This window comes from Collinsella sp. CLA-ER-H2 (genome assembly GCF_040092405.1).
In the GTDB taxonomy this organism is placed as follows: Bacteria; Actinomycetota; Coriobacteriia; order Coriobacteriales; family Coriobacteriaceae; genus Collinsella.
Genome location: NZ_JBBNLO010000001.1, coordinates 124,567 through 136,455 on the forward strand (window position 1 = coordinate 124,567; position 11,889 = coordinate 136,455).

At 63.1% G+C, this 11,889-nt stretch carries 9 protein-coding genes and 1 tRNA gene; 5 read left to right on the plus strand and 5 right to left on the minus strand.

Features of this window, described 5'->3' with window-relative positions:
- Positions 1–31: 31 nt before the first annotated feature.
- The 5 genes from AAAX59_RS00625 to AAAX59_RS00645 form a co-directional block, all read right to left on the minus strand.
- A complete protein-coding gene (locus AAAX59_RS00625; protein ID WP_349069982.1) occupies positions 32–1,336 on the minus strand; it encodes a tetratricopeptide repeat protein in 1,305 nt (434 codons plus the stop codon).
- 11 nt (positions 1,337–1,347) lie between these two features.
- Positions 1,348–1,890, minus strand: a complete 543-nt coding sequence (locus AAAX59_RS00630) for a peptidylprolyl isomerase (protein ID WP_006236059.1) — start codon at positions 1,888–1,890, stop codon at positions 1,348–1,350.
- Positions 1,891–1,997: 107 nt separating this feature from the next.
- Positions 1,998–3,140, minus strand: a complete 1,143-nt coding sequence (locus tag AAAX59_RS00635) for a zinc ribbon domain-containing protein (RefSeq protein ID WP_195361296.1) — start codon at positions 3,138–3,140, stop codon at positions 1,998–2,000.
- A gap of 103 nt (positions 3,141–3,243) precedes the next feature.
- Entirely contained in the window at positions 3,244–5,967 is a 2,724-nt protein-coding gene (locus tag AAAX59_RS00640; protein WP_349069984.1) for an HAD-IC family P-type ATPase, read from the minus strand.
- A 75-nt stretch (positions 5,968–6,042) separates the two neighbouring features.
- Positions 6,043–6,119 (minus strand) — tRNA-Arg (locus AAAX59_RS00645).
- Between the two features lie 203 nt (positions 6,120–6,322).
- On the opposite strand from AAAX59_RS00645, the gene aroF reads away from it, so the two are divergent.
- Genes aroF through aroC form a run of 5 tightly spaced genes read left to right on the plus strand, consistent with a single transcriptional unit; the run spans position 6,323 to position 11,821 of the window.
- A complete protein-coding gene (gene aroF / locus AAAX59_RS00650) occupies positions 6,323–7,348 on the plus strand; it encodes a 3-deoxy-7-phosphoheptulonate synthase (protein WP_349069986.1) in 1,026 nt (341 codons plus the stop codon).
- A gap of 3 nt (positions 7,349–7,351) precedes the next feature.
- Positions 7,352–8,266 carry a prephenate dehydrogenase/arogenate dehydrogenase family protein gene (locus AAAX59_RS00655; RefSeq protein ID WP_349069988.1) on the plus strand — a complete coding sequence of 305 codons (915 nt, stop codon included), beginning with the start codon at positions 7,352–7,354 and terminating at the stop codon, positions 8,264–8,266.
- 36 nt (positions 8,267–8,302) lie between these two features.
- Positions 8,303–9,409 (plus strand): 3-dehydroquinate synthase, encoded by a 1,107-nt coding sequence (gene aroB / locus AAAX59_RS00660; protein WP_349069990.1) that lies wholly within the window; start codon positions 8,303–8,305, stop codon positions 9,407–9,409.
- A complete protein-coding gene (gene aroA, locus AAAX59_RS00665) occupies positions 9,403–10,722 on the plus strand; it encodes a 3-phosphoshikimate 1-carboxyvinyltransferase (RefSeq protein ID WP_349069992.1) in 1,320 nt (439 codons plus the stop codon). The genes aroB and aroA overlap by 7 nt, the downstream gene beginning before the upstream one ends.
- Before the next feature lies 1 nt (position 10,723).
- Positions 10,724–11,821, plus strand: coding sequence for a chorismate synthase (gene aroC / locus AAAX59_RS00670; protein WP_349069995.1), 1,098 nt, complete (start codon positions 10,724–10,726; stop codon positions 11,819–11,821).
- The last annotated feature ends 68 nt before the right edge of the window (positions 11,822–11,889 follow it).

An 11,889-nucleotide genomic window follows, 5' to 3' on the forward strand; every position in this document is an offset into this window, starting at 1 on the left:
GCGCCGGGCAAAGCTAAATCCCATAAGGTCACTACTGGTTGTCAGCAGCCGAGAAATCCATATTGAGCGAGGAAACGGCCCAGCCGATATGATTGTCGGAGCGCACGAATTTGACGGTGTACTCCTGCTCGCCGCCCTTGGACAGCGAAGCCTTGACCTTGGCGGTCGTCTCGGTCATGGACTGATCCATGCCCTCGACGGACACGGTGGCGCCCTGCGGAATCGAGGAGATGATCATCGACTTGGCGTCCTCGGACAGGCTCGAGGCCAGGCAAGACTCGGCCTTTGCGGTGTCACCGTCGCCGGCAGCCTGGAACAGATCGGTGATAACCGACTCCTGCGAGGGGAAGCCAAAGCCGCGCGTGTAGGCAAAGCCCAGACCGCCCGCAGCAATCAAAATGAGCAGAAGCAGCACGATGAAGACTTTGAGACCCGTGTGGCGATGGCGACGACGGACCTTGGCCTGCTTACGATCCTGACGGTCCTGCTGGACCATCTCGGACTCGGACAGCGTAAAGAAGCCGGTGTCCGAGGGATCGGGCATAAACTGACCGGTCGCGCCCGTAGGATCGAGCGGATCGACGGCAGGAGCGTCCATCGCGGGCGCCGGAGCCGTGGCCATAGCCGTCTGGGCAGACAGCGCGGCAAGCGAATCATGCACGCGGGCAAGCTCATCGGCCTGCTCGGAAGTGAGCTGGTAGATGCCATCGGCAGTAGCGGCGTTAAAGGCGTCGAGTGCGTCGGAGGGACGGCCGGCGGCAGAAAGCGCCTGACCCATGCCGGCGTTGAGCGCACGCGTGTCGTCGCGGGGGCCGGCAAAGTCGATAGCCGTGCGGTAGGTCTCCACGGCATCCGCCGGACGGCCGAGCTTAATGAAGCAACGACCAAGCTCGCCCAGTGCGGCGGCAGGAGCCGGATTGGCGCCGTCGATGGCAGCCTGACGGAAGGCAGTACCCGCGTTGGCATAGTCGCCCGACTGGAACAGCGCGTTACCCAGGCCCAGATAGGCCTTGAACGGCGTGGCATAGGAAGCATCCTGCGTAGCAGCAGAGAACGCCTGGGCGGCCGTCGTGTAGTCGCCCACGGCGGCGAGTGCCTTGCCGCGGTTGGTGAGCAGCGCGCCGCGCTTACCGTAGGTGCCGTCATTGAGGGCAGCGGCGTAGGCCTCGGCGGCCTCGGCATACATGCCCAAGTGCATCAAGGCGTTGCCACGAAGGTGATCGGCCTCGCCCATAATCTCATCGGGAGTTTTTGCCGCCCCAAGCATCTGGGCTGCAGCGGAAAAATCACCCGCGCGGTAAGCGGCGCGGCCCTGTTGGATCAGCTGGCTATTCAAGGAAGTCCCCTTTACTCGTGAACGATCTCGACATGGACGATCTCGTCGCCGGCACGCAGCTGCGAAATCACATCGAGACCCTCGACCGTGGTACCAAAGACGGTGTAACCGGAATCGAGGTTATGCTGGGCACCCAGGCAGAAGTAGAACTGCGAACCCGCGGAATCGGGGTCCATGGAGCGTGCCATGGCAAGGGCACCATCGACATGGCTGTTGCGCGGATTGGTGGCAAACTCGCCCTTGATGCAGTAGCCGGGACCACCGGTACCGGGCATGCCGTCAGGGCCCTCAAGACCGGCAGCGACGTCGGCGCCGGACATATCGCGGGTATTGGGGTCGCCGCCCTGAATGACAAAGCCGGGCACATAGCGATGGAACTTAAGGCCATCATAGAAACCCATCGTGGAAAGCTCGCAGAAGTTCGCGACATGAATGGGAGCGCCCTCACCGTCAAACTTGACCTTGATGGTACCCTTCGACGTCTCGATAACGGCGCACTCGTCGCCGGCAAGCTGATACTCGGGCGTGTAGAGCTCTTTCTTAAAACCAAACATGTGGTTCCTTCCTCGTGCGTTTAAAGCATATTTGTACGAATTGTAGCAATAAGCATGCGCTTACATCAATTGCGCACGTAGGTTATGCCGACTATGGCGAACTAATTTTAGGAACGCTGCTGTGGCTTCCAGGAGCCCACATTGGCGTCGTACTGGTTCAGCGCGCTGTTGCCGCTCTGCGCGATGGGCGCCAGGATCTCGCTTTGGTGGGAACTCATCGACTCACCATCAGGAATGGCCAGCGAGATATCCCAGCTCTGGCAGATCACGTCGACACGCTCGTACATCCACTCGGCAAGCTGCTTTAAGTGGGCGATGTCGTCCGCATAGACCGTATCGTCCTGATACTTAAGGTTGTTGAGCTCATCTTGCGTCTTTTTGATCTGGTCGCGCAGGGCGTAGGCACTCTGCGACAGCTCCTGACGGGTGGACAGCGGCGTTCGGAGATAACCGTTGTTAAAGGAATCGATGACCTCGCCGATCTGGTCCTCGTCACCGTAGGACACGATGGTCTGATACAGACCGTCGAGCCTGGTATAGAGCCGATCATCGGTCAGCACGGTTTCTTCCTGGACCACCTCGGCAGAATCGTCTTGCTTGGTATCGTCCTCAGTCGCCTCGCCCTTTTGGCGCGTGGGGAAGGTCGTCTGCGCAGCCTGGCCAAACTGGTCGTAGAAGGCAGGCATGACACCCATGGGATCGGCCGTCACGAACCAATAGGCACCGCCGCAAACGACGGCAAGGACCGCGATGACGATGAGCGGCTTGGGGATATGACGCTTGTGCTTGTGATAGGCGTCCTCGTCGGGATGCACCTTGCGCTTGGGTTTTTGAGCATCGTCATGCAGGGAAACGGGCGTGGGAATATCGACCTTGGGGATACCGAAATCCTTATCGAAAGCCGGCAGCACGCAGGTCTCGTTAGGATCGGCGGCGTCCGAAAGAACCGCGGCAGCCGAGGCGGGCGCATGAGGCACCTCGGTATCGATCTGCTCTTGCGTTAGGCGCGGAAAGCCCGCTGTGCGGCCCGCTGCCAGGTCGGATGCGGCCGCGTCCTCGGAGAGGATACCCGGAGCAGGGCGTCCGCATTTTGGGCACGTGCGATCATGCGGAGAAAGACGGGCACCGCAGCCCTCACAGAACACGAACTCGGTGTGCTCGGGACCATCGCCCGGACCCACATAGGCGTTGCAGTAGGGGCAGAACGAGGCGCCGTCCTCGATAGTCTTAAGGCAATGCGGGCAGATCACGGCATCCTCTTTTCGAAGCAATTCAAACAATCGAGGTTAGAGCATAACATCGCCACGGCCCCACAGGAGCAAGGCACCAATTCAACATCGCCAGGGCACGTAGTTACTTCTTCTTTTTGCTTGGCATCGAGACCTTGATGCCTTGGGCGGACTTGGTCACGCGAGAGCGCTTGGCTCCGGCACTCTTCTTTTTCTTGGGCTGGGCCTGGGCCACGCCCTCGAGCGCGCGGGCCTCGGCCTCGCGAACGGTGCGATCTTCGCGGCGCTGCGCCATGTCGGCGGCGAAGCGCTTGGCAAAACGCTCGGCCGTCGAGCCCGTCGAGCTCACCTTGCCGCCACCGCGACCCAGACGGACGCGAACGCCACGGCCAAAGCCAGTGGCAGCATGGCGACGGCGCGGCTTAAGCGAATCCATCATCGTGGCGAGCTTAAAGAACACCGTGCAGGTAAAGACGACGATCGCCAGCAAGATAACGGCCTCGCCCGTCGAAAGATTAGCGATGGACAGCAGCTCCGGGAATCCGATAACACCCGCCAAGATGCCGACGACGACAAATACAAAGAGCACCACGCGCAAGGGAGTGAGCGGCTGTGAGATGCGCCAGATCAGGCTCACGCTCGCCGCGCACGACGTAAGCAGGCACATGGTCGAAAGCGTGAGCTGGTTAAAGCCGAACACGCGCGCCACAAAGATATCGAGCGCCGCAGCCATAATGACCGCCAGCGACGCCGGCAGCGCACGCTTGAGCGTGTTGGTCAAGAATGACCCCTTCACGCGGGCATTATTGGGCTCCAAACCCAACACAAAGCCCGGTGCGCCGATGCAGAAGAAGTTGATGAGTGTCATCTGAATCGGCTCGAAGGGATACGGCGGAAACGCGATACACAGCGCCGCCAAGCCCATCGAAAACAGCGTCTTGGTCAGGAACAGCGCCGCAGAGCGCTGCAAGTTGTTGATGGAACGACGGCCCTCGGCCACCACGGCGGGCATCGAGGCAAAATCGTTGTCGACCAGCACGATTTCGGCCACGTTGCGCGCGGCATCGGAACCGGCGGCCATGGCCACGGAGCAGTCGGCCTCCTTGAGCGCCAGCACATCGTTGACGCCGTCGCCCGTCATGGCAACGGTGTGGTCGCGACGCTTGAGCGCCTGCACGAGCTCGCGCTTCTGTTGCGGGGTCACGCGACCAAAGACGTGATAGCGGTCCACCGCTGCATCGAGCTTGGACGGCGTATCGAGTGTCGTGGCGTCGACGTAGGCGTCGGCCCCCGGAACGCCCACCACGCGCGCGATCGACGACACCGTGCGCGGGTCGTCGCCGCTGATCACGTTGAGGGTCACGCCCTGCTCGTTAAAGTAGCCGATGGTCTCGGCGGCCGAGGAGCGGATCTCGTCGCGAATGGTCACAAAGCCCACGGGCTCGGCCTCGCCCACCATATCGCCATCGGGCGTAAAGCCGTCCACACGGGCCACCACAAGCACGCGGCAGGTGTCGGCAAGCTCGGCCACACGGTTCTCGACCTGCGCAAAGGCGCGCTCCGAAAGCACAAATTGCGCTGCGCCCATCACATAGGAGCCCTGCGCAAACGAGGCACCGCTCCATTTTTTGGACGACGAGAACGGAATGACCGACAGCGGCTCGGACACCTCGACCGGGCGGTCGGCGTAGTAGTTGAGCAGCGCCTGACAGGTCTCATTGGCGTCTGCCGAGGTGGCACGCGCCACGTTGGCGAGCGCAAAATCGAGCACCGTTGTCTCGACAGGAACAGACGACTCGCTCTCCCCCGCGCCCGCGCCGGCGCCCTCAACAGGCAACGGATAGGTACCCTCGACCTCCATACGACCCGACGTAATGGTGCCCGTCTTGTCCAGGCACAGCACGTCGACGCGCGCGAGCGTCTCGATGCAGTAGAGCTGCTGCGCGAGCACCTTGCGGCGCGCCAGGCGCACCGTGGCGATGGCAAGCACCGACGAGGTCAGCAGCACCAGGCCCTGCGGAATCATGCCCAAAAGAGCGCCCACCGTGGACAGCAGCGCCGACGAGGGCACGCGACCGGCAAGCAGCTCGGAAAAGCACCACGAAAGCGCGCTATCGCCCGGCGTACCGGCGGCATCCCACAGCTCGCTCACACTCGAGGCAAAGAGCGCCAGGCCGAGCGGAATCATAATGAGGCTCGCAAAGCGCACGATGGCGTTGAGCGCGTTCATGATCTCGGAATTGACCTTTTTGACGTACTTGGCCTCGTTGTTGATCTTGGCCACGTAGTTGTCGGCGCCAACATGGATCACGCGGGCGCGCAGCAGGCCCGAGTCGATAAAGCTGCCGCTCATGAGCTCGGAGCCGGGCTGCTTTTTGATGAGATCGCTCTCGCCCGTCAGCAGGCTCTCGTTCACGAGTGCCTCACCCGACACCACCACGGCGTCGGCGGGAATCTGGTCGCCGCGCCCCAGGCGAATGATATCGTCGAGCACGATCTGGTCCAGGTCGAGCTCTACCTCGGCGCCGTCGCGCACCGCGATGGCCTTCTTAGAGGTGAGCAGCGTAAGCTTATCGACCATCCGCTTGGAGCGCATGGACTGAATGACGCCGATGGCGGTATTCAAAAACACCACGAACAGGAACGTGAGGTTCTTGAACGATCCGGTCAGCAACACCAAAATCGCCAAGACCGCGTTGATAAGGTTAAACAGCGTACAGAGGTTCTCGATGATGAGCTCTTTGACCGATTTGGTCTTAAGCTCCATGTTGCGGTTGATCTTACCGGCGGCGATGCGTTCCTCGACCTCGGCGGTCGAAAGTCCACGCTCGATATCCATTACTGCCATACCACGTCCCATCACGTCGCGTCGGTATAAGAAAACCGCCCAGACCATGTGAGGTTCGGACGGTCTTACGTTCGATGGTGCCCCATGTTGGATTCGAACCAACGGCCTTCTGCTCCGGAGGCAGACGCTCTAATCCCCTGAGCTAATAGGGCGAACGTTTGGCATTATACCCAAGTGCGCCACGGGCTAACAAAAGAATAGAAAAAGCTTTGCAATTACGTGGGAGACACGGCGCAGAGGCTCACTTTAGAACGCAAAAGTGAAACAATTAGTATAAACTCTCATGCACCATATAATACGGCTCGCGATGCGGGCCGTTTTTGCAAGGGCTATCCATCGAGGTGAGAGGCACACCATGATTGCGATTTTAAAGCAGAGCGCCAGCGACGAGGCCGTCAGCCACATCGTCAGCTGGATCGAGAAAAAGGGACTCAAGACCGATGTCTCGCGCGGCGAGAACGAGACCATCATCGGCCTGGTGGGCGACACGACCAAGATCGATCCGTTCCTGCTCGAATCCATGGACGTCGTCGAGCGCGTACAGCGCGTCTCCGAGCCTTTCAAACGTGCCAACCGCAAGTTCCACCCCGAGGACTCCGTCATCGACTGCGGCCACGGCGTCAAGATCGGCGGCGACCAGTTCCAAGTCATCGCCGGCCCCTGCTCCGTCGAGGGCGAGAACCTCATCCGCATCGCCCGCCGCGTGAAGGCCGCCGGCGCCACGATGCTGCGCGGCGGCGCCTACAAGCCCCGCACCTCCCCGTACGCCTACCAGGGCATGGGTCCCGCCGGCCTGGACCTGCTGTGCGAGGCATCCGCCGAGCTCGACATGCCGATCGTCACCGAGATCATGGACCCGCGCGACGTGCAGGTCTTCCTCGACAAGAAAATCGAAGTGATGCAGATTGGCGCCCGCAACGCCCAGAACTTCCCCCTGCTCAAGGAGGTCGGCAAGACGCAGACTCCGATCTTGCTTAAGCGCGGCATGTCCGGCACGATCGACGAGCTGCTTATGGCAGCCGAGTACATCATGAGCGAGGGCAACGACAACGTCATCCTGTGCGAGCGCGGCATTCGCACCTTCGAGACCCGCACTCGCAACACCTTCGACCTCAACGCCGTGCCGGTGCTGCACCACCTGTCGCACCTGCCCGTCGTCGCCGACCCCAGCCACGCCACCGGTTACACCCGCTATGTCGAGCCCATGGCGCTCGCCGCGACTGCCTGCGGCGCCAACGGCCTGGAGATCGAGGTCCACGACGACCCGAGCCACGCTTGGTCCGACGGCGCTCAGGCCCTCACCCCCGACCAGTTCGACGACACCATGCGCCGCATCCGCGCCATCCGCGAGGTCGTCTGCCAAGAGACCGTTCAGGAGTAGTCCATGGGTACGGTGAGAAACGCACGCGTTAACCAGGGTAGCCCCAAGTGCGCCGGCATCGTGGGTCTGGGCCTCATCGGCGGCAGCTTTGCCCGCGGCTATGCGCAGGCGGGCGTCCGCGTGCTGGCCTGGGACCCCGACGATGACGTGATGACGGCCGCCAGCATGGGCACTGTCGCCGGCGAGCTCAACGACGAGACGCTCGGCGAATGCGACATCATCGTCCTGGCATGCTACCCCGAGGCCTGCATCGAGTGGCTCGAGACGCACGCCCAGGCACTCGCCGACGCCACCGACACCGAGGCCATCATGGGCCCCGTGGTGATCGACACCGTGGGCGTCAAGGGCATCGTGTGCGAGCGCGCCTTTGACCTTGCCCGCGAACACGGTTTTTACTTTGTGGGCGCGCATCCCATGGCGGGCACGCAGTTCTCGGGCTACGCGCATTCCCGCGCCAACCTGTTCCAGGGCGCCCCGCTCGTGCTTGTACCGCCCGCAGTAGACGACGCACTTAAGCTTGAGCTTTTGGGCCAGGTGCGCGAGATGGTACGGCCCTTAGGCTTTAGCAAGTTCAGCGTAACGAGCGCCGCAGAGCACGACCGCGTGATCGCCTTTACGAGCCAGCTCGCGCACGTCGTCTCCAACGCCTATGTTAAGAGCCCGACCGCTCAGGTCCACCACGGCTTTTCGGCCGGCAGCTACCGCGACCTCACCCGCGTGGCGCACCTCAATCCGCAGATGTGGTCCGAGCTCATGATCGACGACGCCGATGCGCTCGCCTTCGAGATCGACCATCTGATCGAATCGCTCGGCGCCTACAGCCGCGCGCTCAAGGACCGCGACCAGCGCTATCTGGAGAACCTCCTTGCCGAGGGCGACCGCATCAAGCGCGCGCTCGACGACGAGGCCTCCCACTAGACCACCCATCACGCCAGGTCGAAAGGACCGAAGCTTATGGCGATTACCATCGATATCGACACCGCACGCCCCTACCAGGTACACGTGGGCACCTTTTTGCTGGAACAGGCAGGGCCGCTCGTTCGAGCCACCGCCGGCGGCTCGCGCGCTGTCATCGTGACGGACACCAACGTAGGCCCCCTCTACCAGATGCCCGTTAAGCAGAGCCTCGAATCCGCAGGCTACGAGGTGAGCATCTGCACCTTCGAGGCCGGCGAGGCCCATAAGAGCGCCGAGACCTACGTTGCCATCTTGGAGTTTGTGGCCGAGCACGAGCTTTCGCGCTCCGACGTGATCGTGGCGCTCGGCGGCGGCGTCGTGGGCGACGTGGCGGGCTTTGTGGCCGCCACCTACATGCGCGGCTGCAAGTTTGTGCAGATTCCCACAAGCCTGCTCGCCATGGTGGATTCGTCGGTCGGCGGCAAGACGGCCATCGACCTGGCAGCTGGCAAGAACCTAGCCGGCGCCTTTTGGCAGCCGAGCGTGGTCATCGCCGACGTGGGGTGCCTGGCAACCCTTACGCCCGAACAGTTCGCCGACGGCTGCGGCGAGGTCGTCAAGCACGCCGTGATCGCCGACCCCGAGCTCTTCGCCGAGCTGGAGAAGACCCCGCTCACGCTTGAGCTGCTGAACCGCGACGTGGCCCGTGTGGCAATCATCATCGCCCGTAATATCGACATCAAGCGCGCCGTGGTCGTTGCCGACGAGCGCGAAACCAATCAGCGCAAGCTCCTAAACTTTGGACACAGCGCGGGGCACGCCGTCGAAGCCTGCGAGCACTTTGAGCTCGGCCACGGCAACTGCGTGTCGATTGGCATGGGCATCATCACGCGCGCCGCGGCCCTGCATGGCGTATGCGACGCCGAGCTGCCCGGCCGTATTGAGGAGCTCTGCGCCCGCCACGGCCTCAAGACCCGCTGCGACCTAGATGCCGATGCCGTCTTTGCCGAGGCGCTCCATGACAAAAAGCGCGCGGGCGACACCATCGACCTGGTAATTCCGCACGAAATCGGCCGTTGCAGCATCGACCGCACGCCGCTTTCCACCTTCCACGATTTGATTGCCGAGGGCCTCGGCCAGAAGGGAGACGCATCCGTATGCTAGCCCGCATCACCCCCTCCCCGCTCAAGGGCACCGTTCCCGCCATCGCGTCCAAGTCGATGGCGCACCGCCTCATCATCTGTGCCGCACTCGCCAACGGCGAGACGCACGTCACTTGCAACACCACCTGCGCCGATATCGAAGCCACGGTGCGCTGCCTCACGGCCCTGGGTGCCCGCATCGAGACCGTCGAGGACGGGTTCCAAGTCCATCCCACCATGAAGAGTATTGAGTTTGGCCTGCTCAAGGCACTTGCGGGCGGCACGCTCGACTGCGGCGAGAGCGGCTCCACGCTCCGCTTTATGCTGCCCGTCGCCTGCGCGCTGGGGGCAGAGGCCACCTTTGTGGGCCAGGGCCGCCTGGGCGCACGCCCCCTCTCCCCGCTCTCCGACGAGATCATTGCCGCCGGCTGCGACCTGCAGGGTCTGGGCGGCTTCGCGCTCAAGACAAGCGGCCGCATGCGCCCGGGCACCTTTATCCTGCCGGGCAATGTGAGCTCGCAGTACATCTCCGGCTTGCTGCTGGCAGCCCCGCTTTTGGCCCAGCCCTCCTGCGTGCAGGTAACCGGCCTTATCGAGAGCCGCCCCTATATCAACCTGACCATCCAGGCCATGAAGGCCTTCGGCGTCGAGGTCAACGTCGAGCGTATCCCCGCCAAGGACGGCCAGCCCGAGATCACGAACTTCCGCGTGGACAGCGGCTCGTACCGCACTCCAGGCAACGTTGCTGTCGAGGGCGACTGGTCCAACGCCGCCTTTTGGCTGTGTGCCGGCGCCATCGGTACCGACCCCATCACCGTCGAGGGCGTGTCGCTCAGCTCTGCGCAAGGCGACCGCAACGTGCTTGCCGCGCTCTCGCGCTTTGGCGCCCGCATCGTGCGCTCCACCAACGCCGCCACCGTGCAGTCCGACAAGCTCGCCGGCTTTGAGATGAGCGCGCACGACATCCCCGACTTGGTGCCCGTTATCTCTGCCGTGGCATCGCTGGCGCAAGGCCGCACGTTCATCCGCGATTGCGCCCGCCTGCGCATCAAGGAATCCGACCGTCTGGCCACCACCACCCGCGAGCTCACCGCACTGGGCGCACAGGTGCGCATTGCCGGCGACGACCTCATCATCAAGGGTGTCGACGCCTTTACCGGCGGCGAGGTCGATTCGCACAACGACCACCGCATCGCCATGATGGCCGCCATCGCTGCGAGCCGCGCCACTGGCGAAGTCGTGATCCACGGCGCCGAGGCCGTCAACAAGTCCTATCCCGATTTCTTTGACCACTACCGCCTGCTGGGCGGCAAGGTCACGCTCGAGGAGGAATAGCATGTCCTCGACCTTTGGCAACGTTTTGCATCTGAGCATCTTTGGCCAGTCGCACTCCCCTGCTATCGGCTGCTCACTCGACGGCATTCCTGCTGGTATCGCCGTTGACCAGGAGCAGCTGCAGGCCTTTTTGGACCGTCGCGCCCCCGGTCGCGACGAGACCGCAACCAAGCGCCGTGAGGCCGACGCCGCGCATATCATTGCCGGTGTGGTCGATGGGCACACCACCGGCGCACCCATCGCAGCGATCATCGAGAACACCAACACGCGCTCCAAGGACTATTCCGAGCTGCGCCGCAAGCCCCGCCCCGGGCACGCAGACTTTCCGGCGCGCGTGAAGTACCACAACATGCACGACGTCGCCGGCGGTGGGCATTTCTCCGGACGCCTGACGGCCCCCCTATGCATCGCCGGCGGCATCGCGCTGCAGGCGCTCGAGGCCCGTGGCATCAAGGTCATGGCGCACGTTGCGCAGATCGGCGGCATCTCCGACCTGCCGATGGACGATATGGTCTATCGCGAGGCCGACCGCAAGGCGATCCTTACGAACGACCTGCCCTGCATCGACGCCGCCGCTGCCGGTCGCATGCGCGAGGAAATTCTGGCCGCGCGCGACGAGCTCGATAGCATCGGCGGCATCGTGGAGTGCGGCATCTACGGGCTTCCCGCGGGTATCGGCGACCCCATGTTCGACGGCATCGAGAACCGCATCGCGCAAATTGCGTTTGGCATTCCCGCCGTGAAGGGCGTGGAGTTTGGCATGGGCTTTGCCGTAGCCGCCATGCGCGGCAGCGAGAATAACGATCCGTACCGCGTTGATGCCGAGACCGGCGAGATTGCGGTCGAATCCAACAACGCCGGCGGCATCCTGGGCGGCATCTCCACCGGTGCACCAGTCATGTGGCGTATGGCCGTGAAGCCTACGCCCTCCATCGGTCGCGAGCAGCAGACCGTGGACATGGACGCCATGGAAAACGCCGAGCTCTCGGTCCACGGCCGCCACGATCCATGCATCGTCCCGCGCGCCGTCCCCGTAGCCGAGGCGGCCGCCGCCCTCGCGATTTGGGACGCCCTCCTCGAGGACGCAGGCCAGCGCTAAAAATCTCCGGGGGCCAACTCCGGCCCCCACGCCCACCCAGTGATTTTTCTGGGACGGGGATTAAAAAA

What these genes read in the sequence shown, in the direction of transcription:
- aroA (WP_349069992.1), top strand. Translation starts at nt 9,403, where the DNA reads ATGCTAGCCCGCATCACCCCCTCCCCGCTCAAGGGCACCGTTCCCGCC.
- AAAX59_RS00655 (WP_349069988.1), top strand. Translation starts at nt 7,352, where the DNA reads ATGGGTACGGTGAGAAACGCACGCGTTAACCAGGGTAGCCCCAAGTGC.
- AAAX59_RS00630 (WP_006236059.1), bottom strand. Translation starts at nt 1,890, where the DNA reads ATGTTTGGTTTTAAGAAAGAGCTCTACACGCCCGAGTATCAGCTTGCC.
- aroC (WP_349069995.1), top strand. Translation starts at nt 10,724, where the DNA reads ATGTCCTCGACCTTTGGCAACGTTTTGCATCTGAGCATCTTTGGCCAG.
- AAAX59_RS00640 (WP_349069984.1), bottom strand. Translation starts at nt 5,967, where the DNA reads ATGGCAGTAATGGATATCGAGCGTGGACTTTCGACCGCCGAGGTCGAG.
- aroB (WP_349069990.1), top strand. Translation starts at nt 8,303, where the DNA reads ATGGCGATTACCATCGATATCGACACCGCACGCCCCTACCAGGTACAC.
- aroF (WP_349069986.1), top strand. Translation starts at nt 6,323, where the DNA reads ATGATTGCGATTTTAAAGCAGAGCGCCAGCGACGAGGCCGTCAGCCAC.